This is a genomic window from Idiomarina abyssalis (assembly GCF_900116625.1).
GTDB classification, from domain to species: Bacteria; Pseudomonadota; Gammaproteobacteria; order Enterobacterales; family Alteromonadaceae; genus Idiomarina; species Idiomarina abyssalis.
Map to the genome: position 1 here is coordinate 134334 of NZ_FPBE01000001.1, position 26685 is coordinate 161018.

The 26685-nt window shown below is 47.0% G+C and carries 21 protein-coding genes and 4 tRNA genes; 22 read left to right on the top strand and 3 right to left on the bottom strand.

From position 1 onward, the window contains the following. The first annotated feature begins 111 nt into the window (after positions 1-111). Positions 112-396, top strand: a complete 285-nt coding sequence (locus BM359_RS00655; protein WP_167336994.1) for a YfcL family protein — start codon at positions 112-114, stop codon at positions 394-396. Here the strand turns inward: BM359_RS00655 and mnmC are convergent. Further along, entirely contained in the window at positions 361-2178 is a 1818-nt protein-coding gene (gene mnmC, locus BM359_RS00660) for a bifunctional tRNA (5-methylaminomethyl-2-thiouridine)(34)-methyltransferase MnmC2/FAD-dependent 5-carboxymethylaminomethyl-2-thiouridine(34) oxidoreductase MnmC1 (protein WP_054486958.1), read from the bottom strand. The two genes, BM359_RS00655 and mnmC, sit on opposite strands and share 36 nt — an antisense overlap. A gap of 134 nt (positions 2179-2312) precedes the next feature. Here mnmC and fabB point away from each other — a divergent pair, with 134 nt between their 5' ends. From fabB to purF, 10 genes are all read left to right on the top strand, one after another. Then, on the top strand, positions 2313-3527 hold the full coding sequence (fabB, locus tag BM359_RS00665) for a beta-ketoacyl-ACP synthase I (RefSeq protein WP_054486960.1): 1215 nt from the start codon (positions 2313-2315) through the stop codon (positions 3525-3527). Positions 3528-3548: 21 nt separating this feature from the next. After that, positions 3549-4694 (top strand): 4-phosphoerythronate dehydrogenase, encoded by a 1146-nt coding sequence (locus tag BM359_RS00670; protein ID WP_054486962.1) that lies wholly within the window; start codon positions 3549-3551, stop codon positions 4692-4694. Between the two features lie 9 nt (positions 4695-4703). Then, entirely contained in the window at positions 4704-5720 is a 1017-nt protein-coding gene (locus BM359_RS00675) for an aspartate-semialdehyde dehydrogenase (protein WP_054486965.1), read from the top strand. A gap of 79 nt (positions 5721-5799) precedes the next feature. Beyond that, a complete protein-coding gene (locus BM359_RS00680; protein ID WP_054486967.1) occupies positions 5800-8031 on the top strand; it encodes a FimV/HubP family polar landmark protein in 2232 nt (743 codons plus the stop codon). An 11-nt stretch (positions 8032-8042) separates the two neighbouring features. Next, positions 8043-8828: a tRNA pseudouridine(38-40) synthase TruA gene (gene truA, locus BM359_RS00685; protein ID WP_054486969.1), complete on the top strand. Its 786-nt coding sequence runs from the start codon at positions 8043-8045 to the stop codon at positions 8826-8828. Positions 8829-8918: 90 nt separating this feature from the next. Continuing rightward, the gene (accD, locus tag BM359_RS00690) at positions 8919-9797 is read left to right on the top strand and encodes an acetyl-CoA carboxylase, carboxyltransferase subunit beta (RefSeq protein ID WP_054486972.1); all 879 of its coding nucleotides are present in this window, start codon (positions 8919-8921) and stop codon (positions 9795-9797) included. After that, entirely contained in the window at positions 9797-11089 is a 1293-nt protein-coding gene (gene folC, locus BM359_RS00695; RefSeq protein WP_054486974.1) for a bifunctional tetrahydrofolate synthase/dihydrofolate synthase, read from the top strand. Before accD ends, folC begins: the two co-directional genes overlap by 1 nt. Before the next feature lie 3 nt (positions 11090-11092). After that, positions 11093-11638, top strand: a complete 546-nt coding sequence (locus BM359_RS00700; protein ID WP_054486976.1) for an SPOR domain-containing protein — start codon at positions 11093-11095, stop codon at positions 11636-11638. 90 nt (positions 11639-11728) lie between these two features. Beyond that, entirely contained in the window at positions 11729-12223 is a 495-nt protein-coding gene (locus BM359_RS00705; protein WP_054486977.1) for a CvpA family protein, read from the top strand. Positions 12224-12237: 14 nt separating this feature from the next. Next, entirely contained in the window at positions 12238-13755 is a 1518-nt protein-coding gene (purF, locus tag BM359_RS00710; protein ID WP_054486979.1) for an amidophosphoribosyltransferase, read from the top strand. 34 nt (positions 13756-13789) lie between these two features. Here purF and astB read toward each other — a convergent pair whose 3' ends face one another. Continuing rightward, positions 13790-15133 carry an N-succinylarginine dihydrolase gene (gene astB, locus BM359_RS00715; protein WP_054486981.1) on the bottom strand — a complete coding sequence of 448 codons (1344 nt, stop codon included), beginning with the start codon at positions 15131-15133 and terminating at the stop codon, positions 13790-13792. Between the two features lie 297 nt (positions 15134-15430). Between astB and topA the strand changes: the two genes are divergently transcribed. Beyond that, a complete protein-coding gene (gene topA / locus BM359_RS00720; protein WP_054486984.1) occupies positions 15431-18049 on the top strand; it encodes a type I DNA topoisomerase in 2619 nt (872 codons plus the stop codon). A 110-nt stretch (positions 18050-18159) separates the two neighbouring features. Next, complete coding sequence (locus BM359_RS00725) at positions 18160-18891, top strand: TadE/TadG family type IV pilus assembly protein (RefSeq protein ID WP_054486986.1); 732 nt, start codon at positions 18160-18162, stop codon at positions 18889-18891. Position 18892: 1 nt separating this feature from the next. Here the strand turns inward: BM359_RS00725 and folD are convergent, their stop codons facing one another. Next, the gene (gene folD, locus BM359_RS00730; protein ID WP_054486988.1) at positions 18893-19753 is read right to left on the bottom strand and encodes a bifunctional methylenetetrahydrofolate dehydrogenase/methenyltetrahydrofolate cyclohydrolase FolD; all 861 of its coding nucleotides are present in this window, start codon (positions 19751-19753) and stop codon (positions 18893-18895) included. Between the two features lie 239 nt (positions 19754-19992). Here folD and BM359_RS00735 point away from each other — a divergent pair. From BM359_RS00735 to lon, 9 genes are all read left to right on the top strand, one after another. After that, positions 19993-20069, top strand: a tRNA-Pro gene (locus BM359_RS00735). A 28-nt stretch (positions 20070-20097) separates the two neighbouring features. Next, positions 20098-20174, top strand: a tRNA-Arg gene (locus tag BM359_RS00740). 26 nt (positions 20175-20200) lie between these two features. Beyond that, positions 20201-20276, top strand: a tRNA-His gene (locus tag BM359_RS00745). A gap of 28 nt (positions 20277-20304) precedes the next feature. Next, positions 20305-20381, top strand: a tRNA-Pro gene (locus tag BM359_RS00750). Between the two features lie 98 nt (positions 20382-20479). Next, complete coding sequence (locus BM359_RS00755; RefSeq protein WP_054486990.1) at positions 20480-20707, top strand: hypothetical protein; 228 nt, start codon at positions 20480-20482, stop codon at positions 20705-20707. Between the two features lie 181 nt (positions 20708-20888). Then, positions 20889-22190: a trigger factor gene (gene tig, locus BM359_RS00760; protein ID WP_054486992.1), complete on the top strand. Its 1302-nt coding sequence runs from the start codon at positions 20889-20891 to the stop codon at positions 22188-22190. A 99-nt stretch (positions 22191-22289) separates the two neighbouring features. Next, positions 22290-22910 carry an ATP-dependent Clp endopeptidase proteolytic subunit ClpP gene (gene clpP, locus BM359_RS00765; RefSeq protein WP_011234256.1) on the top strand — a complete coding sequence of 207 codons (621 nt, stop codon included), beginning with the start codon at positions 22290-22292 and terminating at the stop codon, positions 22908-22910. 28 nt (positions 22911-22938) lie between these two features. Next, on the top strand, positions 22939-24216 hold the full coding sequence (clpX, locus tag BM359_RS00770; protein ID WP_054486994.1) for an ATP-dependent protease ATP-binding subunit ClpX: 1278 nt from the start codon (positions 22939-22941) through the stop codon (positions 24214-24216). Positions 24217-24337: 121 nt separating this feature from the next. Then, positions 24338-26662, top strand: a complete 2325-nt coding sequence (lon, locus tag BM359_RS00775) for an endopeptidase La (protein ID WP_054486996.1) — start codon at positions 24338-24340, stop codon at positions 26660-26662. The last annotated feature ends 23 nt before the right edge of the window (positions 26663-26685 follow it).

Here is a 26685-nt window from a genome sequence, read left to right on the forward strand (position 1 = left end):
ATAATAAACACCTCTGTCATGCGTTGAGTCTTTGATGCGGATGCATTGTAACAAAAAGACCGTTAGAATGAGCGCCTTTGTTTCCGGGGAAAGCTTCAAATGAGGGGCAGTATGAACTTTGATCAATTAGTGGAGCGACTTGAATCGGTCTTTGATGAGGCGGTTGTTTCGGGTACTGATGATGAACTTTTCGCTTGCGGTTATTTACGTGGTCACTTTGATTTAGTGGTTGCCCAGTTAGAGATGTCCGGCGAGACAGAGCCGGATAAGGTCATGCCTGCATTGCGTGAAGCAGTTTACAAAACCCGCCATGAGTTATCCCCGGCGGATCAGGCTCATATCAACAGTGTACTGGATAAACTAGCTCTGAAAGCGACGAGCGGAGATGCGGCGTAAAGCACTTTCGGTAAGCGGCATTAGCTCTTCGGTCAATTGACAGGCAAGCATCTCGCCCAGCACAGGGGCAGAGGTAAATCCTCGAGAGCCAAGCCCCGTCAATATGTATAAGTTATCGCTGAGAGCCCCTGCAACAGGCTGATGATCGGGGCTTGTTGCTCTGACTGAGACTCTTGCCGTTTTAACGTCTAATGATTCTGCCCAAGGCTGCTGAGCATTCTCCGTCAATTGTCTTATATTCTCTTCGTTATCTTCGGCTTTGGTCGCCAGGCTGTCATTATTGCGGCTAAAGGTTGCGCCAACGCAGTGGTGCTCTTTATCAGCAGGCACTAAATAGCCCTTAAAGCATAATACAGCCTTTAATGATGAAAGCTTGCTGGTGGTTTGAACTAGGCTGACTTGTCCTCGGACAGGCTGAATAGGTAATGCCTCAATGCCTTGTGGCAGCAGCGAATTAACGTGGTGCCCGGTGGCAATCACAACTCGCTCCGCTGACAGCGACTCTCCGTTATCGAGCAAAACGTTCCAGTCTTTATTATCTGTTTGTTTTAGTGATACGGCTTTGGCTTTGACTAACTCGACGCCCGCCGCTTTAAAAAGGCTTTTAACCACGGCCTCAGGCCTTAACCAGCCGGCCTTAGGGTAAAGTAGGGCGGGTACGCCCAAGGGCACTCCGGCTTTTTCTCCTGCTTCGGCCGGCTGCAGGTAGTTCACTGACTCTTTTGCGTAGAGATTATCGGCTATACGCTGGTAACGCGTTTTCCTTTGCTCATTAAAAGCAGGCTGCATGACGCCAGTTGGAAACCAGTTTTCGCTACAAAAAGTCTGATAAAAACTTGTCGCTGTAGAAAAAGCCTGCCAGTAAAACCGGCTGAGCGGCGTGTGTTCAGCATGTAAAAGCGGATAAACAGCACCTTGAGGGTTTCCGGAAGCGCCATCAGCTATGTCAGGACTAATCACTTTAACGTCAACTCCCCGACGAGTCAGAGCAAGAGCTGTGCAGGCAGCACTTATTCCGCCCCCGATAATAGTGACGTTACGCCTGTCGCTGCGTTTGAGTTTATTTGACTCGGAGTACTGACCACAAAGCATTTCTCTTTTACGGCCAAAGCCAGGAACTTTTGATACTAAAAAGCCGGCCTGCTGCAACGCTCGTCTGACACTGCCTGCGGCAGTAAAAGTAGCAAAGGTGGTTTTACTGTAAGATGCCTGGCTCATGGCTTCGTAGAGGCTGTGCTGCCACATTTCCGGGTTTTTAGCTGGTGCAAACCCATCCAGGAACCAAGCGTCAACTTTTTGTTGCGCCTGAGGGAGCCACTGGGGCAATAACTCATTAATATCGCCAATCCATAGATCCAGAATGACCCGGCCTTGTGATAGGATAAGGCGATGACAACCAGGATCGGGTGCCGGGTAGTGTTTGAGAAATTCACTACTCACCTCTGCTACAGGCTTCAGTAACTGGTAAGCTTGATTAAGCTGGCTACGCGACAAAGGATACTTTTCAAAGCTGACAAAATGCAGCCGGGTGTCACTGGGAGCGTGCTCCAGAAAACGTTGCCAGGTGAGCAAAAAGTTAAGTCCGGTACCGAAGCCCGTTTCCGCAATGGTAAAGCAGCCATGGGCAGAGAGTGTCTGCCAACGGTCGGGTAATCCGTTTTGAGCAAGGAATACGTATTGACTCTCGTCAACGCCGTTATCGACAGAAAAGTAAATATCATCGAAAGTGGTGGAAACTGGTACACCTTGCTCGTTAAACTGGACCGATGAATTAGAATTCAAGTGGCTATCCCATGATTTATCAGTTAATGGTCGCTATAATAACAACTTTACGAACAACAGTGGACAAAGCAGACCACATTCATACACGACGTTGGTTAATATATCGACGTAGAAATGTCAGACAGGACTAAAGAATGAGAAGAGCTGTTATCACCGGACTTGGTATTGTATCAAGCATCGGTAACAATCAAGAAGAAGTGCTGGAATCATTGCGTATCGGGAAATCCGGTATTACGCGCTCAGAATCTTTTGCAGAAATGGGCTTGCGCTGTCAGGTATGGGGTGAGGTCAAGTTAGACCCTAAAGACCATATTGATCGCAAAGCGTTGCGTTTCATGGGAGATTCAGCTGCTTATGCCTACATTGCAATGGCTCAGGCCATCGAAGATGCAGGCCTGACAGAAGAGCAGGTATCGCATCCTCGTACCGGACTGGTTGTCGGTTCTGGTGGCGCATCAGGTGAACATCAGGTAGCAGCGGCCGATCTTTTACGCGAACGCGGTGTGAAAAAAGTGGGGCCTTACATGGTTCCTCGTTGCATGGCGTCAACCACCTCTGCATGCCTGGCTACACCTTTTAAGATAAAAGGTGTTAACTATTCAATAAGTTCTGCTTGTGCAACCTCTGCTCATTGTATTGGTCATGCGCTGGAACTTATCCAGTTTGGTAAGCAAGATCGTGTTTTCGCCGGTGGCGGTGAAGAACTGCACTGGACGCTGGGCATGGAGTTTGATGCGATGGGCGCGTTAAGTACTAAGTACAACGACACGCCTGAAAAAGCCTCGCGCACATACGACCAGGGACGTGATGGCTTTGTGCCTGCTGGCGGTGGCGGTATTCTGGTTATTGAAGAGCTGGAAGCGGCAAAAGCGCGCGGTGCAAAAATTTATGGCGAGATCGTTGGTTACGGAGCTACCTCAGACGGCTTCGACATGGTTGCTCCATCGGGCGAAGGTGCGGTTCGCTGCATGAAGATGGCAATGGAAACTGTGGATACTCCGGTTGATTACCTGAACACTCACGGTACCAGTACTCCAGTTGGAGATGTCAAAGAGCTGGAAGCCATTCGCGAAGTATTCCCGGAGAAAACGCCTATGATCAGCGCTACTAAAGCAATGACGGGCCATGCTCTTGGGGCTGCAGGTGTTCACGAAGCAATTTACTCATTGCTGATGATGAAACATGGCTTTGTCACGCCTTCCATCAATATTGAAGAGCTGGATGAGAAAGCCGATGGTATGAACATTATTCAGAAACCAACTGAAGCTCCATTGCGCACAGTCATGTCCAATAGCTTTGGTTTTGGTGGTACGAACGCATCGCTAGTGATGCGCCAATACTCTGAATAAGCGATTTAGCCGGTTATTGCGGTGAAAATCGTCGCTGACCAGAATATTCCCGCACTGTCTGACATATTGTCGGGTGCGGGAACCCTTTCTTACTTCTCCGAAAGAAATCCGTCACAAGAGATGCTCGCAGACGCAGATGCACTGTTAGTCCGTTCCGTCACAGCGGTTGATAAAGAGCTTCTGGAGCAGGCCCCTTACTTAAAGTTTGTTGCATCTGCCACTATCGGTACCGAGCACGTGAACCTTCCGCTGTTACAAGAGCGAGGGATTGCTTTTGCGCATGCTCCTGGCGCTAATGCACAGTCAGTTGGTGAATATGTTCTTTGCGTGGTTCTCGACTGGTTAAGTCATAAACCTGTGTATTCCGTCGATGAAATAGACGTTGCTATCGTCGGAGCCGGTCATACAGGAAGAGCGGCGGGGAAAAGACTTCAGGCTTTGGGGTTTAATGTTCATTATTATGATCCGCCGCTTTGTAAAAAGGGTGTTAAGTTTGTACATGACCACTGGCAGAGAGTGCTAACCGCAGATATTATCTCCTGTCATGTTCCCTTAACCAATGATGGCGACTTTCCCACTCGGCATCTATTTGAGAGTACGGCACTGCAGTCGCTGCATTCAGAGCAGTTACTTGTGAATGCCAGTCGGGGTGCGGTAATAGACAATAAAGCCTTATTGGATCGTGTCGTTCAGGGAGAGCGTCCTTCAATTGCATTGGATGTTTGGGAAAATGAACCCGATGTATTGGCGGATTTAGTCCCTTATATTGATATAGCGACTCCCCATATTGCCGGGCATAGCCTGGAAGGAAAAGTGGGAGGAGCGGTTATGATAGCAAACGCTTTGTTAGCGCATTTTGAAATGCCGGCTAATAAAGAGTTAGCAGATGTGTTACCTAAGATTGACTGGCCGGAACTTGATGCGGCGATGTTAACGTCTCCAGAGAGCTTTAACTCCTGGGTAAAAGAGCATTTTAACATCCACGAAGATGATAAAAATTTCCGCCTTCATGGACTAACGCGAGATGGGTTTGACAGTTTGCGACGTAATTATCGCAAAGAAAGCCCGCGCAGAGAGTTCATTAATCAGGTGGTTACATGCCATAATAGCGAGCAATACATACAGTTTTTACAGTTGGGCTTTCGCGCCCGGCAATTGCTTAAGTAAGGAGTCAGCATGTCACATGGGTTTCGCGTTGCGGTATTAGGTGCAACAGGTTTAGTGGGCCAGCAAATGATAGAAATTCTGGCTGAACGAAAATTCCCGGTGGCAGAGCTTTTTCCTTTAGCTAGCGCTCGTTCAGCTGGCGCGACCGTTGACTTTAACGGTGAAGAAATCGAAGTATTAGACGCTACCGAGTTTGACTGGTCTAACGCCGATATCGCATTTTTCTCTGCGGGAGGATCTATTTCCCGTGAGTTTGCACCGAAAGCCGCTGAGGCAGGTTGTGTTGTTATCGATAATACTTCCGAGTTTCGCTACGAACCAGATATTCCTTTAGTGGTACCGGAAGTTAACGCCTGGGCGTTAGCCGACTTCAGGAATCGTAATATTATTGCAAATCCGAACTGCTCGACCATTCAGATGATGGTCGCACTTAAACCGATTCACGACGCGGTGGGTATTGAACGTATTAACGTCAGCACCTATCAGTCAGTATCGGGTGCCGGCAAAGAGGCGATGGAAGAACTTGCAAAGCAAACAGCAGAGCTGTTAAACGGAAAGCAACCGACAGTTGCTAATTTCAGCCGTCAAATTGCTTTTAACTGCATTCCTCAAATTGATGTTTTTCAGGACAATGACTACACCAAAGAAGAAATGAAAATGGTGTGGGAAACGCAAAAGATTTTTAATGACCCCAGCATTAGAGTCAATCCAACGGCGGTCAGAGTTCCAGTATTTTTTGGGCATGCAGAAGCTATCCATATTGAGACACGCCAGCCAATTACTGCCGAACATGCAAAGCAGCTGTTAAGTGAAGCTCCGGGTGTAACTCTGATGGAGCAAAGAGAGGAGTTTCCGACACAGGTCGGTAATGCCGCTGGAAACGACGATGTGTTTGTAGGGCGGGTCAGAGAAGACATTAGCCATCCAAATGGTCTTAATTTGTGGGTTGTGTCTGATAACATCCGCAAGGGTGCAGCAACGAACAGCATACAAATTGCCGAAACTTTAATTCGTGATTACTGGTAATTTAACCGGCTGTATGTCATAAAGTTTTTTAAACTAACGCCGTTAAAGATAAGAGCAAAGCGCGGGCAGAGACGAAGGAATGAGAAAAACGATTAGAGTGCAGGTATTGAGATACTTTTCGCTGGCAGCCATTGCGTTGTCCGGCAGCATGACAGTCGCTGCAGCAGGTTGGCAGGACGGTGTTGTTATAAAAGGAGCCAAAGGGTCTGAAGCAACTGATGTTCGTTTAGGTCAGGAGCGCTATGGACCTATTACCAGATCTGATACCTTATGGGATATTGCCCGTCGCTATAAACCTCATTCCAGTGTCACACAATACCAAACGATGGTTGCTATTGTGCAGGCCAACGATGAGGCCTTTGTCAATGGCAATATGAACCGTATGCTTGACGGTTACTACCTGCGCATTCCTTCCTTGCAAGAAATTGAAATGGTTAACCCTGAAGCCGCACGTCGTCAGGTGGTGGTTGATGGTCAATTGCAAACTAAGTCTCAGGAACTTACTGAGGCAGAGCAAAGCACTCAGAGAACTCGCTCCGAACAACAGCAACTACTTGAAGAAGCTCGACAGAAAGCTGAACAGACGATTCAGGAAGTTGAACAACGTCAGGAACAAAACTTTAAAGAGCTTCAGTCTGACATTCAGCAGTCTATGCAGGCTGTTGAACGCATGTATGGTGAAAACCAGTCGCTGCAGGAACGTATCGATGCGCTAGCGGAACGCCTCGATGAACTGGCTGCCAGCGTAAGTAAAACTGATGAACTAGAAGCTCAGTTTCAACAAGTATTAGCTCAACAGAGACAAATGCTTGAGCAGCAGGCTCGGGAAGAAGCGGAACAAGAGTCTGGTTTTTCTGATTGGCTACAAAGCCCATTGAATATGTTGCTGGTATCGGTGTTGCCTGCGCTGCTTATTATTGGGTTAATTGTATTTTTCTTCTTACGGCGATCGTCAAAATCTAAAGCGACGGAAGAAGAAGAGCAGAGTTCTAACAAGGAGTTGACCGAGGAAGAAGCTGCTGCCGAGCTGGATAAAGAATTATTGGGTGATGTGCCTAAAGACAGTACTGATGGTCTGTTCGATATCGACGGTGAGGACACCTCCGATGATGATGGTGACGATCTTAGTGCTTTAGAAGCAGAATTAACCGGACAGTCTTCGGATGCAGACGAAACCGACTTTAGCGTCCGTCTCGATGATGAAGACAGTGAACCGGAACAGAAAAAGCCTGAGCCGAAAGAAACCGTCGATGAAGATTTAGATGAAGATGATCAAGCGGTATTGCCTGACGATGATGATGATGCCGGAGAGCTCTCTCAGGATGAACTGGATCGTCTGTTTGGCGAGGCCGGTGATGATGACGAACAGGCAATAGACCTCTCTGTTAATGATGAGGAAGAAGAAAAACCGGAAGCGGCTGAGCAGCCAGAAGATGCACAAGCAGACTCAGCGGTCAGTGAAGATGAACCTGATGAGGAAAAGGCTGAGCAGGACGCTACCGATGATATTGACGATATTCTTGCTGATAATGCTCCGCAAGAGACCGATACAGGTGATGAGTCGGTAACAGAGGAAGCGGCGGAGAAAAGCGACGCGGACGACGAAAGTGATGATTTATTGCCGGATGACTTTGATGATAGCGGAGTCGATGACGTTTTAGCCGATTTAGGCTTAGCTGAGAATGAGACAGAAAAAGGTGAAGAACCCACTCAGAATGAGATTGATGAATCTGAACTGGAAGCGGCAGAGCAGTCAGCAGAAGCGCTAGAGCCTGACGAGAGAACCGAGGAAGAACCGCAAGAGCAGGAAGAAGATGACCTGGAGCAATTGCTTCAGGAGTCGGATGAATTAACTCAGTCACTGGACGAGCTGGATGACTTAGAAGAGGAAGTTCCTGAGGACGATGCCGAGCTTGATGAAGCGGAAGATGAAGCCGATAAAGAGTTAGAGTCACTGTTCGGTTCGAGCGAAGAAAGTGATGAGAGTGAAGAGGTCGACTCGTTTAGCGCAAAAGACGACGAGGACTTTGTTGATATAGATTCTTTGATGGCCGAAGCTGACGAAGAGGAAGAAGATACCGATCGTTATCAGTCGTCTGCGGTTAAAGACGTATTACCCGATGATGAATCGGGTGATGCTGAAAATGCTCCTGAGGATGATGATCCCTCAGCTCAGCTGGATTTAGCCAGAGCCTATATCGAAATGGGTGAAGAAGATGAAGCTCGGGAAATTCTTCAGCAATTAGCAGAAGGTGACGATGAAGCGCTGGCGAAAGAGGCCGACGCGTTGAAACAAAAACTCGATTCGTAGGATTAAGCAGTATGCGAATGGCCTTATGCCTGGAATACGATGGCAGCCGCTATTATGGTTGGCAACGTCAACGTGAAGTTATTAGTGTCCAACAATGCGTAGAACACGCTGTCAGTAAAATAGCCGATGCGCCCATTGAAGTAACTTGCGCCGGAAGAACCGACGCGGGTGTTCATGCAACAGGGCAGGTTGTGCATTTTGATATTCCGGTCCCCCGGGCGGAGCCAGCCTGGACACTGGGCGTAAATAGTAATTTACCTGCAGGGATAGCAGTACGCTGGGCTCAAGAGGTCGATAGTGAGTTTAGCGCTCGTTTTAGTGCTACTTCGCGGCGGTATCGATACATTATTGCCAACACGCGTTTTCGTCCCGGAATCCATTCGTTTGGCGTTAGTCATTATCATCAACCACTTGACGAAAAAGCTATGCAGGCCGCTGCACCAGCCATTATTGGTGAGCATGACTTTACCACATTTCGTGCCTCACATTGTCAGTCTCACACGCCCTTTCGAAAGGTGACGGACTTAACGGTAGAGCGCCGCGGCGACTATATAATTATTGATATAAAGGCTAACGCCTTTTTACACCATATGGTCCGAAATATTGTGGGAAGCCTAATTGTAGTTGGGCAGCACGAACAGCCACCTGAGTGGCTTGCAGAGTTACTACGACAAAAAGACAGGACCAAAGCGGCGGCAACGGCGAAGCCCGGAGGGTTATATTTGGTCGAAGTTACCTATCCTGAGAGCTATAATATACCTCAGGTTCCCCCGGGACCTTTATGGTTAGGCGACTAAGGCCACTGTTATGACCTCTTTGCTTGATCCATTTGTGGTACCATGTAAGCTACATCACATTGACTAATAATAGCCTTTGGGCGGAATAGTATGAGCTGGATAGAAAGAATTCTTGCGAAGCCAAAAATTAACAAACGTCGGGGTGTTCCAGAGGGCGTCTGGAGTAAGTGTACTGCCTGCGACAACATTATTTATAAGGCGGATTTAGAGCGTAGCCTTAATGTCTGCCCGAAATGTGATCACCATATGCGGGTTACTGGCCGCAGTCGGTTGGACATTTTTTTAGATAACGACAACCGCGAAGAAATTGGCACTGATTTAGAGCCGAAAGACGTTTTACGTTTTAAAGACTCTAAAAAATACAAAGACCGTATTTCTGCAGCACAAAAAAGCACGGGCGAAAATGACGCACTCATTGCGGAAAAAGGAACCGTAAAAGGTGTTCCTTTAGTTGCTGTCGCCTTTGACTTTAACTTTATGGGCGGTTCTATGGCATCAGTTGTTGGTGCTAAGTTTGTTCAGGCTGCGGAAGTTAGCCTTAAGCACCGCATCCCGTTAGTTTGTTTTTCTGCATCGGGTGGCGCTCGTATGCAGGAAGCTCTGATGTCATTAATGCAAATGGCGAAAACATCGGCAGCGCTGGCACGTATGAGTGAAGAGGGTATTCCCTTTATTTCTGTGCTGACAGACCCGACGATGGGTGGAGTTTCTGCAAGCCTTGCTATGCTAGGCGATATTCACATTGCGGAACCTAAAGCACTTATTGGTTTTGCTGGTCCGAGAGTTATTGAGCAGACCGTCCGCCAGACGTTACCTGAGGGATTCCAGCGTGCTGAATTCCTATTAGAGCATGGAGCCATTGATATGATTGTCGATCGCCGTAACATGCGTGACACAGTCGCTCGATTGTTGGCGAAAATGCAGAACCTGCCATCTACTGAAACGTCGGAAGTCAGTGTAAGCAAATAATGACTGCCGGACCGCTATCTGCCCCTGCAGCGTCAGCGTCGCTGCAGGAATGGCTGACTTATCTTGAAAGCATCCATCCCCAAAGCATCGACATGGGACTTGAGCGTGTGGCCAGGGTTGCAGCGAGTGCCGATGTACTTGAGCCAGCGCCTTTGGTTATTACGGTCAGTGGCACTAACGGAAAAGGCTCGACGGTTTGTTACCTCGAGACTATTCTACAGACAGCTGGCTACACCACTGGCGTCTACACGTCGCCACATATCGTAGAGTATCGCGAACGGGTTCGTATTAATGGTCAGGAACTGACAAACTCTGCACATACCGAAGCTTTTGCGGTCATTGAAAAAGCGCGTAAGAACACCTCTTTAACCTATTTTGAGTTTGGTACGCTGGCTGCGTTATGGCTCATGAAAGCGAATAAACCCGATGTGGTTATTCTTGAAGTCGGCTTAGGCGGACGGCTTGACGCTGTGAATTGTGTCGATGCTGATGTTGCAGTAATTACCAGTATCGGTATCGATCACATTGCATTTCTTGGTAATAATCGAGAGCAAATAGGGCGTGAAAAAGCAGGTATAGCGAGAACGGATAAACCATTAATTTGTGGTGAAGCCAGTCCTACAGCAAGCATTGCTGAAACGGCAGCGAGCGTTGGTGCTAAGTTGTGGCAGGTCGGCAGGGACTTTCATCGTAATGAAAAGGCGGATAGCTGGAGTTACCGTAGTCAGCACACCCAGTTAAACGATTTACCTTTGCCTAAGTTACCTATTATCAATGCCTCAACTGCAATTGCCGCTATCGAGCAGTTACCCTTGCCGGTTACGTTATCGGCAATACGAGAAGGCATAGCTAAGGCCGCGCTTCCGGGAAGAATGCAAACAGACTTCCATAAAAACTGCGAGATATTGTTGGATGTTGCACATAACCCTCAGGCTGCTGCTTATGCCTGCCAGTATCTCGACAAGTTTTATCCAAAGCATAAAGTGTTTGCTGTCGTTGGTATGTTAAGTGATAAAGACCATAGTGGTGTCGCTAAAGCTTTGAATTCCAGAGTTTGCGACTGGTATTTAGGGTCTCTGTCGGAGCCTCGTGGCGAAACATCCGGGCAATTGGCGGTTAAAGCCAAACTACCTAATGAATCTTGTCACTTATTTGACTCGGTTGAGCATGCATTTTGCGAGGCTGTCCAGGCGGCGGAGCAATACCAGGCAAATAATGGTAAAGCTCTGGTTTTCGGCTTCGGCTCGTTTTACACTGTAGCGAGAATTACCGCGCATTTAAAAGGAGCTTGAGCTTTGTCCAGTCCTCTGCAGAATCGTCTTGTTGGCACTCTGATATTGGTGGCGTTAGCCGTCATTATTATTCCCGATATATTGGATGGTGAGAAGGCAGACCCGGTTGAGCCAATGGAAACCATTCCGTTGAAGCCGACCATTGAGGAAGAGCTTCAAAAACCGGAAACCTTATCGGATAAGACCGTGTCAGAGCCGGTAACCGTTAAAGAATCTCTTCCTGAAGCAGAAAAGACTGCGGATTCAGCTGAGCCCATTAACGAGAGCAGTGATGCCCAGGCTCCGCCACGTGAGCCTGCTGAGTATGCGGCTGACGGTAAAGCCTGGGTTATCCAGTTGGGGGCATTTAGTAACGAGGACAGTGTTAAACGTTTGATCTCCCAGTTACTGGAAAAAGGCTTTTCGGCATACTCGCAGAAGGCGTCTGATGGCTCAATTAGCCGTGTTTTAGTTGGTCCGGATACATCAAAGACGGAGCTTGAAAAGCAATTAGGTCCGCTGAAGGAACTCACGGGGCTGCAAGGTAAGGTAATTACTTATCGGCCATGATTTTTGCAATATATGTGAAAAGAAAATCACATTCTCAGGCACATTCTGTTAAAATCCACCGCGTCTTTTGCGCAGCAATTGTGAGTCATTATGCTCTGGATTGACTATGCCATTATAATTGTCATCGGCCTTTCAACGCTGATCAGTCTGGTAAGGGGCTTTGTTAAAGAAGCCGTGTCTCTGGCCATCTGGATTTCAGCCTTTTTTATCGCGAGTCAGTTTTATCTCGATCTGGCAGTATACTTTACCGAAATTGGCGATCCTCTTGTAAGAAATGCCGCTGCAATAGCTGCATTGTTTGTAGCGACTCTTATTCTGGGCGCAATTATTAACTACATTCTTTCTCAATTAGTTCATCACACGGGCCTATCCGGAACTGACCGGGTTCTCGGTCTGGTTTTTGGTGCGTTACGCGGTGTATTAATTGTCAGCGCTTTATTATTTTTTATTGATTCCTTTACCACATTATCTTCCAGTGAATGGTGGAAGGAGTCTCTATTAATTCCTCACTTCGGTGTATTTATTCAGTGGTTTTTCAGTTATCTGGAAAACAGCTCCAGTTTTTTAGTCCCTCAACCTGTATAAAAAGGTGAAAAGACATGTGTGGTATTGTTGGTATTGTTGGTAAGCAGGCTGTTAACCAAGCGCTTTATGACGGGTTAACTATGCTTCAACATCGTGGCCAGGACGCTGCTGGTATTATGACAGTTGATGAGCATTGCACTTTACGCTTAAGAAAGGCCAACGGCTTGGTACGCGATGTGTTCCATACACGCCACATGCACCGCTTGGCAGGTAATGTCGGTATTGGTCATGTACGCTATCCCACCGCCGGTAGCTCAAGCTCTGCCGAAGCGCAGCCATTCTATGTTAACTCGCCTTTCGGTATTGCCATGGCACACAATGGTAACCTGACCAACGCTAACGATGTTCAGGAACATTTGTTCCAAACAGCTCGTCGCCATATTAATACCACGTCTGACTCAGAGATTTTGCTTAACGTATTTGCCAACGAGTTAGATAAGAACGAAAGTTTAACACTGAACGAAGAAGACGTTTTCCGCACTATGACAGCGGTCCATCGTCAGGTTCGTGGAGCCTATGCCGTAGTCGCTATGATTCTCGGCCACGGTATGGTTGCGTTTCGCGACCCATGGGGAATTCGTCCTCTGGCACTGGGTAAACGCGACACGGAAGATGGCGAGGAATATATTGTCGCGTCTGAGAGTGTTGCAATTGACGGTACTGGTTTTAAGTATGTGCGTGATGTCGAGCCGGGCGAGGCTATTTATATTACGAATGACGGTAAACTATACTCGCGCCAGTGTGCCGACAAACCCATGCATTGCCCTTGTATTTTTGAGTACGTTTACTTTGCACGCCCCGATTCATTTATTGATGGGATTTCGGTGTATGCCTCTCGTGTCAATATGGGGCGTAAGCTGGGCGAAAAACTGAAACGGGACTACGCAGATTTAGACATTGATGTGGTTATCCCAATTCCTGAAACCAGCTGTGATATTGCACTGGAGATAGCCAATGTTATGGATTTACCGTACCGTCAGGGGTTTGTGAAGAACCGTTATATTGGTCGTACTTTTATCATGCCGGGGCAGACTCAGCGACGTAAGTCAGTACGCCGTAAATTGAATGCTATTAGCGCTGAATTCCGCGGTAAGAATGTTTTGCTGGTTGATGACTCTATTGTTCGCGGAACAACCTCTGAGCAGATTATCGAAATGGCTCGCGAGGCTGGTGCCAAAAAGGTTTATTTCGCATCAGCAGCTCCGGAAATTCGTTTCCCGAATGTTTATGGTATTGATATGCCAAGTGCCAATGAGCTTATTGGTCATGGACGTGAAGCAATAGAGATTCGCGACATGATCAAAGCAGATGGACTCATTTATCAAGATCTTGATGACTTGATAGATGCAGTTGGTGCAGAGAATCGCTCAATAAAGCGTTTTGAAACATCGGTGTTTAGCGGTGAGTATGTAACCGGAGATGTTAGCCAGGAATATCTAGATCGTCTTCATGCAGCTCGTAACGACGTTGCCAGATCTGAGCGTGACGGCTCAGAAGACGCTAACCTTGAGCTGCATAACGATAACGACTGACTCAGCCTAACAGCAAGGCTGAGTCAGTAATTGCTCAGTCTTGCTGGAAAGGGTAAACCGAGCCTAACTTAAGAATTTGAGTCAGTTCATCCAGAGCTGAACGCGATTCTTCTAATAATGCCGGATCGCGTAAATCATCAACAGCCAACTCATCGCGATAGTGCTTTTCTACCCACTGATTTAAACGACTGAATAATTTATCAGACATTAAACAATTCTGGTTAGCCCCGGCGAGTTCTTCATCGTTCAATGCAACTCGTAAACGCAGACAGGCGGGTCCGCCACCATTTCTCATGCTCTGCTTCACATCAAAAAATTCAACCCGCTTAATGGGGCTGTCACTGTTTTGAGTCAACTGTTCCAGATACGATCTGACACTGTCGTTCTCCTGACACTCTGTTGGCGCGATGATTGTCATTTGGCCATCGGGCGGTGTGATGAGCTGGGTATTGAATAAATACGTACTAACGGCGTCCTGAATACTTACCTGTTCAGTACCCACTTTAATGAAATGTAGTGGGTTATCACCGAACTTACGCTGAATTTCGGCCAATTTCGCTTCTGTATCGGCAAAAGCCTGCTCATGATAGAACAGTACGTTTTGGTTGCCGACGGCAATGACATCGTTATGGAAAACTCCTTGGTCAATTACGTCAGGGTTCTGCTGAATATAAACGGTATTATCTTCGCTCAGACCGTGCAAGCGAGCAATGGCCTGAGAGGCTTCTAAGGTCTGTCTTGCCGGAAAGCGTTTGGGCGCTGGTTTAGAACTGTCAAAGGCATAACGGCCATAGACAAAGAGTTCGACTCCGGCGTGACCATACTCGCGACACAAACGAGTGTGATTGGCCGCACCTTCATCGCCAAAGTGCTCGTTGTCGGGTAAATGTGTATGGTGCTCGAAGTAGCGGCTATTGTTGAACATCGCTTGCAGGATACGACCGCTGGTCTGTGGCTCTAATGAGCGGTGAAACTTATTGGTCAGGTTAGCCGGGGTAAAGTGTACTTTACCGTTAGCGGTGTCTGCACTTGGCGAAACGGTCGCAGCATTGGCGGTCCACATACTGGAAGCAGAGCAAACGGCCTGGAAAATAGCCGGAGCTTCGGTTGCTGCTTTATGTAACACTTCGGCATCAGTCCCGGTAAAGCCCAGGCGCCGCAAAGCAAAAATATCCGGGCGTTCCTGAGGAGCGAGTACTCCCTGCTTCATTCCCATATCGTGCAGTGCTTTCATTTTTTTCAGGCCTTGCAGGGCAGCGCTTTTAGGACTGGATGAGGCTTTAGCGTTGGCCAAAGAGGCAACATTACCGAACGACAATCCAGCGTAATTATGAGTAGGTCCGACCAAACCGTCGTAGTTGACTTCGAAGTGTTGCATGCTCACTTTTCGATACTCCCTGCACGTGTTGTGCACCTGATAATGTAAACTAAGGTGTCATTATACTGTTTTAAAACCGCCTTGAAAGCCTTTATTTTTCTGGCGTTTAAGCCCGTTCGCATAAATCTGACTGTTTATCTAACTTGTGCGAATTTTTATCAAATACTCGAGTTATGGTTGTTTCTGCTGACGATAACCGATATACCTAAAAAAGGTCGCTAATGAGCAATTGCACTTGTAATTGTTACTGTTAGCACGTATATACACGGTCATCTACAACAAGAGAACGATTATTCTATGGCAAAATCGCTCGTCATTGTCGAGTCTCCGGCAAAAGCCAAAACGATTAATAAATATTTAGGTAAGGACTTTGTCGTTAAGTCCAGTGTTGGTCATGTCCGTGATCTACCTACCCGAGCTACTGAGACAATCAAAAGCAAACCGGCAGCTGAAGTCCGGAAGATGTCCCCGGATGCAAAAGCTAAATATCAGAAAGAACGGGACTACAAGCGGTTAATTGCTCGTATGGGAGTTGACCCGGAAAATGATTGGGAAGCTCACTACGAAGTTCTGCAGGGTAAAGAAAAAGTCGTTAAAGAGTTAAAACAGTTAGCGAAAAAGTCTGAGGAAATTATCCTCGCAACGGATTTGGACCGCGAGGGAGAGGCAATTGCCTGGCACCTGCGGGAACTTATCGGTGGTGACGATTCCCGCTATAAACGCGTTGTGTTTAACGAAATTACCAAAAAAGCCATTCAGGAAGCTTTTGAGCACCCCGCAGAGTTGAATACGGACCGGGTCAATGCGCAGCAGACTCGCCGTTTTCTTGACCGTGTGGTCGGCTTTATGGTTTCTCCGTTATTGTGGAAGAAAATTGCCCGTGGGTTGTCGGCAGGCCGTGTGCAGTCAGTTGCTGTGCGTCTGGTGGTTGAACGCGAGCGCGAAATAAAAGCCTTTGTTCCGGAAGAGTATTGGGATGTTCATGCGGATTTAATGACGCCATCGGAAGACTCTCTGCGTATGCAGGTAATGAAGCAGGCGGGAAAAAACTTTCGCCCGGCTAATAAAGAAGAAACCGATGCTGCATTGGCGTTATTGAAGGGTTCAGGTTACGAAATTACCGGCCGTGAAGACAAGCCCACGTCGAGCAAACCCAGCGCACCGTTCATTACTTCAACACTTCAGCAGGCGGCCAGTACCAGGTTAGGCTTTGGTGTGAAGAAGACGATGATGATGGCTCAGCGTCTTTATGAAGCCGGTCACATTACTTATATGCGTACTGACTCAACCAATTTGAGTGCTGAAGCGGTTGATGCCTGCCGTGACTTAATAGCAAAAGACTTTGGTAAGAACTATTTGCCGGAAAGCCCGACTCGCTATGGTGCTAAAAGCAACGCACAAGAAGCCCACGAGGCTATTCGCCCGTCAGATGTGAAGGTGAAGTCAGAATCCTTATCTTCAGTTGAGCGTGATGCTCAACGTTTGTATGAGCTTATTTGGCGTCAATTCGTTGCTTGCCAGATGGTTCCGGCACGCTATGACAGTACGACCTTAACTGCCACTGCGGGTGATTTCGAATTAAAAGCGCGCGGACGGGTTATGCGCTTTGCCGGTTGGACTAAGGTGATGCCTCCGGCTAGCAGCAAGAAAGAAGGCGATGATAATCTGCCGGACGTAAAAAAAGGCGATGCATTGAAACTGGAACAACTGCTTCCAGAGCAACATTTTACCAAGCCACCGGCTCGCTATGGTGAGGCGTCTTTGGTTAAAGAGCTGGAAAAACGCGGTATTGGTCGCCCGTCGACTTACGCGTCGATTATTTCTACTATTCAGGACAGAGGCTATGTTCGGGTAGAGAGCCGTCGATTCTTTGCTGAAAAAATGGGTGAAATTGTCAATGACCGACTTGTTGAGAACTTCACCGAACTAATGAATTACAACTTTACGGCAGAAATGGAACAGGCATTGGATGATATTGCTGCCGGGAAGCGTGACTGGAAAGAAACCCTCGATAAGTTTTATGCGGACTTTAAAGAGCGGCTGGAAAAAGCTGAACTGGAACCTACTGAAGGTGGTATGCGTGAGAACAGTCTTGTTCTGACCGATATTGACTGTCCTGAATGTGGTCGAAAAATGGGGATAAGAACCGCTTCAACCGGAGTTTTTCTGGGCTGTTCAGGTTACAACCTGCCGCCAAAGGAACGCTGTACTAAAACACTGAACCTGACGCCGGGTGAAGAAGCGGTTGAGGTAACTGACGAAGAAGAACGTGAAACCGAAGCGCTTAGAGCGAAAAAGCGCTGCCCTAAATGCGGGACAGCGATGGATAGCTATCTTATTGACGAAAAGCGCAGGCTGCATGTTTGCGGTAACAATCCAACTTGCGACGGCCAATTGGTTGAAGAGGGCACGTTCCGGATTAAAGGATACGACGGTCCAACTATCGAGTGTGATAAATGCGGCTCGGAAATGCAGCTAAAAAATGGACGTTTTGGTAAGTACTTTGGTTGTACCAACAGTGACTGCAAAAATACCCGTAAGTTGTTGCGTAGCGGGGAACCTGCGCCACCTAAAGAAGATCCGGTCCCATTGCCGGAGTTACCCTGTGAAGAGTCCGATGCTTATTTTGTTTTACGGGACGGTGCGTCAGGTATTTTCTTGTCAGCTAATACTTTCCCTAAGTCACGGGAGACCCGTGCTGTTACCGTAAAAGAACTTGCTCAGTTTAAAGACCGGTTACCGGAAAAGTTCAAGTATCTGGCGGAGGCTCCGCAGGAAGACGAGGACGGTAATGATGCTATTGTTCGCTTTTCGCGCAAAAACAAAGAACAATACGTGGTGACCGAAATTAAGAAGAAACAAACTGGCTGGAAAGCATTTTTCCGAGATGGGAAGTGGCAAGTACAGGACAAGTAGTTAATGACTTACGGGCAAAGGGTCACTTTGCCAATGGTGAATCAAAACCTGCTGGACTAACATAGTTGCGTGTCTAATGAAGGACACAGCACACTGGACATGGAGGTCCCATGTTATTGTCTCGCTTGGGCATAACATTTCCCGCTGCCTTTCCGGCAGCGGGTTTTTCTTTATTTAAGCCGGGCAAAACGCTGCGAAAACAATCCGGACAAGCCGGTATCGAGCTGTTAATCGTATGGCCGGTTATTGTGGCCGCTGTTTTTACTTTCGTTCAGGCACTGATTATCTGGTGGGGGCAGCAAACTCTAACGGTTGCTAATCAGTATGCTGTGCGCGCGGGTAGCATTAATAACGGCAGTCACAATGCCATGGTTAACACGTTAGCTGCGGGAATGGCGGGGCTTAAACCGCAACTCAGTACTGACAACAAAATGGTCGCTGTAACTGAAGCTTTGGTTGAGCAGCGACTTCATTACGCACAATTTGGTCAACTAAAAGTCTTGTCGCCTACGGTTGAGGATTTTCGCGAATTTGCCGATTGGCGCTGGGACGATGAGCTAAAGACTGAGGTATTGGAGATTTCAGTTGACCACTACCACGCCCGTGCCAGTAACGAGGGTAGCGAACAATGGCACCAGGCAAGGGTATTGGTTATTGAAACCTATTGGTGCCTGCCCCTTGATATTCCTATTGCCGGCGAGTTTTTATCTGCGACTCAAACCTTACTGTCCGACTCTAAAGCAGCGCGTTACTGCGCAACGCGCAGCCGGGTGTTCAATAAACCTCTATGGGCGTTATCGAATACCGCTCAGCATTCAATGCTAAGCGGCTATCGAAAGTAAACTAGCGAATATCGTGGTAGTCAACGCAGGCTTGTAAGGTATTTTCAATGAGTGAAGCTACGGTCATTGGCCCCACACCTCCCGGAACAGGCGTTATCCAGCCGGCTTTTTCAGAGGCTGTCTGGAACTCAATATCACCGGTTAAACGACCATCAGGTAATCGATTCATACCAACATCAATAACGATAGCTCCGGGCTTAACCCATTCCCCCGGAATGAATTCATGCTTACCTACCGCTACAACTAAAATATCTGCTCTTTTAACGTGTTCAGAGAGGTCACTGGTAAACCTGTGACAAACTGTCGTTGTAGCACCTGCTAAAAGGAGCTCCAGGCTCATTGGTCGGCCAACAATGTTAGATGCACCAACGACAACCGCATTTAACCCATGCAGATCAACTTTTGTGTGCTCCAGTAAGGTCATAATGCCTTTGGGCGTGCAGGGGCGTAGAGCTGGAATGCGTTGCGATAAACGTCCGACATTAAAAGGGTGGAAGCCGTCGACATCTTTGTCAGGACGAATTCGTTCTAATATCGGAGTAGCATCAAGGCCCGCCGGTAGAGGCAGCTGAACTAAGATGCCATCGACAGCAGTGTCGTTGTTTAACTTTTCAATTAGCTCTTCAAGTTCCTGCTGGGTTGTCGTTGCCGGTAAGTCATAGTCAAAGGAGCGAAAACCGACATCTTCACAAGCTCGCCGTTTGTTTCCTACATAAACTTCGGAAGCTGCATCGCTCCCAACTAAGACAACCGCCAGGCCTGGTGCTCGCAGCCCGGAGTTAACACGTTCTTTTACTTGTTGTTTGACGGCCTGACGTACAGTGGCAGCAATGGTTTTACCATCGATAATTTGAGCTGGCATAATGACGTTCCCAAAAGTGAGAGAATTCAAGGTGATATATGGGTTCTATTGTAACTTTTTTCTGCCCTGAATGTCACCGGTTGTTGGTTTAGTCGTCAGGTTGACGTAAAAGTAGCCACTCGGCACCGATAACAGAAAAAAAGTTTGACGGGTCAGTCTTCAACAGGTAATATTCGCCCCCGTTGTCAGCCAGCATTTGCTTTTTAAAAGCTGCGTCTGATACGGCTTTCGGAGAAATTCGGCGATTAGCGCAGTTTGGTAGCGCACTTGGTTTGGGTCCAAGGGGTCGCAGGTTCAAATCCTGCATCGCCGACCATTCTCTAGACGGTAAAATGGTTCGATATGCGCCCGTAGCTCAGCTGGATAGAGCAACGGCCTTCTAAGCCGTCGGTCGCAGGTTCGAATCCTGCCGGGTGCGCCAGAACGCGCCAAAGAAATCACTCAGTGGTGGGTGTAGCTCAGTTGGTAGAGCCCCGGATTGTGATTCCGGTTGTCGTGGGTTCAAGTCCCATCATCCACCCCATTTCTTTATAGTAAAATTTCCTGTTTGTCGGCGATTAGCGCAGTTTGGTAGCGCACTTGGTTTGGGTCCAAGGGGTCGCAGGTTCAAATCCTGCATCGCCGACCATTACACTCTTTGACCTTTTTCTTTTCAGCCAGTACTGCTACATTTAAGTCATATATAAATAAAACTTTCACTGTTAACCCGTGGCTGGAGTTATTGTTATGGACTTTAAGAAAAGTTTAAAGAATCCCGCTGAAGCGTTTGATTCCCCGCAAGCTGTGTTTGATCATCCAGACCTTTCAAACGAGCAAAAGATTGAGCTGTTGCAGCAATGGCGTTACGATGAGCTTGAAACGGAAGTGGCTGACCAAGAAAATATGGGGGGCGATAAGCCGGATAAACTGGGCGAAATCAATAATCTACTTCTTGAGCTGGAAGACAAATCTTAAGTATTTTTCTCATCGAATAAAGTGAAGTTTAAAAATTGCCGCTCGGGACTCGACTCCGGGCGGTCTCCTCGCTATAATGCTGCGTCATTTTTAAAGGTCAACGCCGTTGCCGTATCTCATTTTTTATAATGATAAATTGATGCGAGTGACATTCATTGATTGAAACCGAGGTAATGAAGCAATGCAGGTTTCTGTAGAGACAACTCAAGGTTTAGAGCGTCGTGTGACTATTACAGTCCCGGCAGATGCAATTGATAGCGAAGTAACACGCTTATTAAAAGAAGAATATCGCCATCGTCGCGTGAATGGTTTCCGTAAAGGAAAAATTCCGCCAAATGTACTGCAAAAGCTGTTTGGTCGCGAAGCACGTTCACGTGCAGCTTCAAGTGTTATGCAAAGCAAATACTTTGAAGCGGTTATGCAGGAAAAGTTGAACCCTGCTGGTGCACCTGCAATTGAGCCTAAAGTCAATGAACCAGGTAAAGACCTTGAGTTCACTGCAACGTTCGAAGTGTATCCGGAAGTAGAAGTTCAAAATCTGGAAAAAGTGAAAGTTGAGAAGCCAGCTGTTGAAGTTACCGAAAAAGACGTAGACAACATGTTGGAAACGTTGCAAAAGCAGCACGCTGACTGGAAAGAAGTTAAGCGTAAGTCCAAAAAAGGTGACCGTGTCACTATGGATTTTGTTGGCTCTATCGACGGTGAAGAATTTGAAGGCGGTAAAGCCGACGATTTCGCTCTGGAATTAGGCGAAGGCCGCATGATTCCGGGCTTTGAAGATCAAATTAAAGGTATTAAAGCGGGTGAAGAAAAGACGATTGAAGTCACTTTCCCGGAAGACTACCACGCTGAAAACCTGAAAGGTAAAGAAGCGCAGTTCGTTGTAACAGCTAAAAAAGTTGAAGCACGTGACTTGCCTGAACTCAATGACGAGTTCGTTGCGTTATTTGGTGTAAAAGAAGGCGGCGTTGAAGCGTTGAAGGAAGAAGTTCGTAAGAATATGGAACGCGAACTGAAAAACGCAGTAAAAGCAAAAGTTAAAGAACAGGTGTTAAAAGGCATTGTTGAAAACAACGATGTTGAATTGCCGAAATCAATGATCGACCAGGAAATCGATCAACTGCGTAAGCAAGCTGCTCAACGTTTTGGTGGTAATGCTGATCAAATGCCTGAATTGCCGGCTGAGTTGTTTGAAGAGCAGGCAAAAGAACGCGTTAAAGTTGGCTTGTTATTGGGCGAAGTTATTCGCAGCAATGAGCTTAAAGCTGACGACGAGAAAGTTGATGAGATCATTGCGACAGCTGCTTCTGCATATGAAGACCCGCAGGAAGTTGTCGAGTACTACAAGTCAAACAACGATATGATGCAGCAAGTTCGCAACTTAGCGTTGGAAGAGCAAGCTATCGAATTTGTGTTGGAAAAAGCTTCTGTGAAAGATAAGAAAGCAAGCTTTGACGACATTATGAATCCGAAGCAGCAGTAATCTCTTGTAACGGAGTCCTTGACGGGTCCCGCTACAGCTTGGTTTAATGGCTCGTATGATTTCATACGAGCCATTTTTATTTCAGGAGCTTTATAACACATGTCGAGCGATATTCAGGATCCAATGGCACAGCTAGTCCCTATGGTTGTCGAACAGACGTCAAAAGGGGAGCGCTCTTACGACATTTATTCACGCCTGTTAAAAGAGCGTGTGATTTTCTGCTGTGGTCAGGTTGAAGACCATATGGCCAACCTTATTGTGGCTCAGCTATTATTCTTAGAATCAGATAATCCTGATAAAGACATTTACTTGTATATTAACTCGCCAGGAGGTGTAGTTACGGCAGGTATGGCTATTTACGATACAATGCGCTTTATTAAGCCAGACGTTAGCACAGTTTGTATGGGACAAGCGGCCAGCATGGGGGCTTTCCTTTTAGCCGGTGGTGCTCAGGGTAAGCGGTATTGCTTGCCGAATTCCCGGGTTATGATTCACCAGCCACTTGGCGGTTTCCAGGGGCAGGCTTCAGATTTTGAAATTCATGCGAAGCAAATTTTGGATCTGAAAGAGCGCTTAAACCGTATGTTAGCTGAGAATACAGGTCAGGATTACGAGAAAGTGGCTAGAGACACCGATCGCGATCACTTCTTATCAGCAGAAGAGTCAATCGATTACGGTCTGGTTGACGGCATTTTACGCCAGCGTGGCGAAGAGTCCTGAGCGGGCGCTTAAGTAGTAGGAGAAAAGCATGACGGATCAGTCCAAAGGTGACGGCGATAAGCCGCTGTATTGCACTTTTTGTGGCAAAAGTCAGCACGAAGTTAAGAAGCTCATTGCCGGACCGTCTGTGTTCATTTGCGATGAATGCGTCGAGTTATGTAATGACATTCTAAAAGAAGAAATTCATCAACTGTCGCCGGTGCCGGACCAGGATGAATTACCTGTGCCAAAAGCTATCCGAAAACATCTGGACGACTACGTTATCGGCCAGGATCGCGCTAAAAAAGTTTTATCAGTTGCTGTCTATAACCACTACAAGCGGTTACGTGCATCAGGAAAAGGTAAAGAAGAAGTTGAGCTGGGCAAGAGTAATATCTTGCTGATAGGTCCTACAGGCTCAGGTAAGACTTTCCTTGCTGAGACTATGGCGCGGTATCTGGATGTTCCGTTTACTATGGCGGATGCGACTACCTTGACCGAAGCAGGTTACGTTGGTGAAGATGTTGAGAACATCATTCAGAAGCTTTTACAGAAGTGCGACTATGATGTGGAAAAAGCCCAACGCGGTATTGTCTATATTGATGAAATTGACAAAATTTCACGTAAGTCAGACAACCCATCTATTACTCGCGATGTCAGTGGCGAAGGCGTTCAGCAAGCTTTATTGAAGCTTATTGAAGGTACCGTTGCTTCTGTACCTCCTCAGGGCGGACGAAAGCATCCTCAGCAAGAGTTCTTGCAGGTTGATACGTCGAAGATTCTGTTTATCTGCGGTGGTGCATTTGCTGGCTTAAACAAAGTGATTGAGCAGCGTTTGTCTACCGGAACAGGAATTGGTTTCGGCGCCGAAGTAAAAAGTAAAACGCGAAGTGAAGAAGGCGAAATTATAGCGAAAGTAGAGCCGGAAGATTTGGTTCGCTACGGTCTGATTCCGGAGTTTATTGGACGGCTACCTGTTGTTGCCACACTAGACGAGCTGGATGAAGAAGCATTGGTTGAAATTTTGCGTGAACCGAAAAATGCTTTAACCAAGCAATACTCTGCTTTGTTTGAAATGGAAGATGTTGAACTGGAGTTTCGTGAAGACGCGTTACGGGCTATTGCTAAAAAAGCCATGGCGCGTAAAACAGGAGCTCGCGGTCTGCGTTCAATTGTCGAAGGTGTTTTGCTAGGCACTATGTACGAGTTACCTTCCATTGAGGGCGTGGTGAAAGTTGTGGTTGATGAATCGGTGATAGCCGGGGAATCAGACCCTATTTTAATTTACGCGAATCAACAGAAAAACAAGCAGGCTTCGGGTGAGTAATACGAAACTGTATTAAAAGTGTTCAAAAAAGGGCCAATCTGGCCCTTTTTTTCTGTCAAGGATTGAACTTTCAGGTAAAGACCGCATATAACAAAGTAAACCTAGGTCGGGAGAGAATTTAATGAGCGAAGAACGCACCGAACAATTAACGATGCCTGTTCTGCCGTTGCGAGATGTAGTGGTTTACCCGCATATGGTGATTCCGCTATTTGTCGGTCGGGAAAAATCGATTCGATGCTTACAAGCGGCGATGGATGCGGATAAACAAGTCTTTTTAGCAGCACAGAAAGATGCGTCGGTGGATGAGCCTACCAATGATGACATTTATCCGGTGGGTACTGTCGCTACGGTTTTACAGTTATTGAAGCTGCCTGATGGCACTGTGAAAGTGTTAGTTGAAGGTAAGCAGCGTGCGCAGCTTGATGAACTTCAGGATGATGAAGAGTACTTTAAGGCCAGTATCCATTATTTGGCGGCAGAAGAGTTACCGGAAAAAGAGGAAGAAGTACTTATTCGGTCGGCTCTGAACCAGTTTGAAGGCTATGTGAAGCTGAACAAAAAGATACCGCCAGAAGTACTTACGTCGTTATCGGGTATTGAAGACGGTGACCGTCTGGCCGACACAATGGCGGCACATATGCCTTTAAAACTTGCAGAAAAGCAGGCCATTCTTGAAATTACCGATGTGCGTGAGCGCATAGAGCACCTGATGGCATTGATGGAAGGCGAAATTGATATCCTTCAGGTTGAGAAACGTATTCGCAGTCGCGTCAAAAAACAAATGGAAAAAAGCCAGCGTGAGTATTACTTGAATGAGCAAATGAAAGCCATTCAAAAAGAGCTGGGTGAAACCGAAGACGGCGTCGATGAGTTTGAGCAGTTGCAGAAAAAGATCGACGACGCCCGTATGCCCGCAGAGGCTAAGAAGAAAACAGAAGCTGAACTTCAAAAGCTGAAAATGATGTCGCCCATGTCGGCGGAGGCTACTGTTGTTCGGGGTTATATCGACTGGATGGTGTCGGTTCCGTGGAAAAAGCGTTCGCGTATCAAGAAAGATTTAGCTCATGCTGAAAAAGTGCTAGATGCTGATCATTATGGGTTAGAGAAAGTCAAAGAACGCATTATTGAATACTTAGCGGTGCAACAACGAACCACAAAAGTGAAAGGTGCAATTCTTTGCCTGGTAGGGCCTCCTGGTGTGGGTAAAACATCGCTTGGCCAGTCCATAGCGAAAGCTACGGGAAGAGAGTACGTGCGCATGGCGTTGGGTGGCGTTCGTGATGAAGCAGAGATACGCGGACACCGTCGAACCTATATTGGCTCTATGCCAGGCAAGCTGATTCAAAAAATGTCGAAAGTTGGTGTACGTAATCCACTGTTTCTTTTAGATGAAATTGACAAAATGTCGGCGGATATGCGTGGAGACCCGGCTTCAGCGTTATTAGAGGTGTTAGATCCGGAACAGAACGTTAACTTTAACGATCATTATCTTGAAGTAGATTACGATCTGTCAGATGTCATGTTTGTTGCGACCTCTAACAGTATGAATATTCCGGCGCCTCTGCTTGACCGGATGGAAGTGATTCGTCTGTCCGGTTATACCGAAGATGAAAAGCTGAACATCGCTAAACGTCACTTATTGACTAAGCAGATTGGCCGTAACGGTTTAAAAGAAAAAGAAATTACGGTTCAGGACAGTGCCATTATCGGTATTATTCGTTATTACACCCGCGAAGCAGGTGTGCGTAACCTTGAACGTGAGTTGTCACGATTGTGTCGCAAAGCGGTGAAAGAAATTCTACTGGACAGTTCAATTAAGCACGTTGAAATTACCGGCGATAATTTAAGTGACTACCTGGGCGTGCAGCGCTTTGATTATGGTAAAGCGGAAGAAGCCAACCAAGTCGGTCAGGTTACTGGCTTAGCATGGACTGAAGTGGGTGGTGACTTGCTCACTATTGAAGCCACGAATGTAGCGGGTAAAGGAAAGACAACCACGACTGGTTCGTTAGGCGATGTTATGCAGGAGTCTATTCAAACCGCACTGACCGTAGTTCGCAGTCGGGCTGATAAGCTGGGTATTGCCGATGACTTTCATGAGAAGCGCGATATTCACGTTCATGTTCCTGAAGGCGCCACGCCAAAAGATGGACCAAGTGCCGGTATCGCAATGGTTACGGCTATGGTTTCATCGTTAACCGGTAAACCGGTACGCTCTGATGTGGCAATGACCGGGGAAATTACGTTGCGGGGTGAAGTGTTGGCTATCGGTGGCTTAAAAGAAAAGCTATTGGCAGCTCATCGCGGTGGAATTAAGCATGTATTAATTCCCAAAGAAAATGAACGCGATTTAAAAGAAATAGCCGATAACGTTAAAGAAGACCTGGTAATTCAACCGGTGAAATGGATTGATGAAGTATTAGATGTCGCTTTGGTTAAAGATTAACCAGTGACTTAATACTAAAGTCA

Excerpts from the sequence above, each read along its gene's own strand:
- lon (WP_054486996.1), top strand. The coding sequence starts at position 24,338 with ATGAGCGAAGAACGCACCGAACAATTAACGATGCCTGTTCTGCCGTTG.
- accD (WP_054486972.1), top strand. The coding sequence starts at position 8,919 with ATGAGCTGGATAGAAAGAATTCTTGCGAAGCCAAAAATTAACAAACGT.
- folC (WP_054486974.1), top strand. The coding sequence starts at position 9,797 with ATGACTGCCGGACCGCTATCTGCCCCTGCAGCGTCAGCGTCGCTGCAG.
- BM359_RS00725 (WP_054486986.1), top strand. The coding sequence starts at position 18,160 with ATGTTATTGTCTCGCTTGGGCATAACATTTCCCGCTGCCTTTCCGGCA.
- BM359_RS00675 (WP_054486965.1), top strand. The coding sequence starts at position 4,704 with ATGTCACATGGGTTTCGCGTTGCGGTATTAGGTGCAACAGGTTTAGTG.
- astB (WP_054486981.1), bottom strand. The coding sequence starts at position 15,133 with ATGCAACACTTCGAAGTCAACTACGACGGTTTGGTCGGACCTACTCAT.
- BM359_RS00705 (WP_054486977.1), top strand. The coding sequence starts at position 11,729 with ATGCTCTGGATTGACTATGCCATTATAATTGTCATCGGCCTTTCAACG.
- BM359_RS00655 (WP_167336994.1), top strand. The coding sequence starts at position 112 with ATGAACTTTGATCAATTAGTGGAGCGACTTGAATCGGTCTTTGATGAG.
- BM359_RS00680 (WP_054486967.1), top strand. The coding sequence starts at position 5,800 with ATGAGAAAAACGATTAGAGTGCAGGTATTGAGATACTTTTCGCTGGCA.
- purF (WP_054486979.1), top strand. The coding sequence starts at position 12,238 with ATGTGTGGTATTGTTGGTATTGTTGGTAAGCAGGCTGTTAACCAAGCG.
- clpP (WP_011234256.1), top strand. The coding sequence starts at position 22,290 with ATGTCGAGCGATATTCAGGATCCAATGGCACAGCTAGTCCCTATGGTT.
- tig (WP_054486992.1), top strand. The coding sequence starts at position 20,889 with ATGCAGGTTTCTGTAGAGACAACTCAAGGTTTAGAGCGTCGTGTGACT.
- folD (WP_054486988.1), bottom strand. The coding sequence starts at position 19,753 with ATGCCAGCTCAAATTATCGATGGTAAAACCATTGCTGCCACTGTACGT.
- BM359_RS00755 (WP_054486990.1), top strand. The coding sequence starts at position 20,480 with ATGGACTTTAAGAAAAGTTTAAAGAATCCCGCTGAAGCGTTTGATTCC.
- clpX (WP_054486994.1), top strand. The coding sequence starts at position 22,939 with ATGACGGATCAGTCCAAAGGTGACGGCGATAAGCCGCTGTATTGCACT.
- fabB (WP_054486960.1), top strand. The coding sequence starts at position 2,313 with ATGAGAAGAGCTGTTATCACCGGACTTGGTATTGTATCAAGCATCGGT.
- topA (WP_054486984.1), top strand. The coding sequence starts at position 15,431 with ATGGCAAAATCGCTCGTCATTGTCGAGTCTCCGGCAAAAGCCAAAACG.
- truA (WP_054486969.1), top strand. The coding sequence starts at position 8,043 with ATGCGAATGGCCTTATGCCTGGAATACGATGGCAGCCGCTATTATGGT.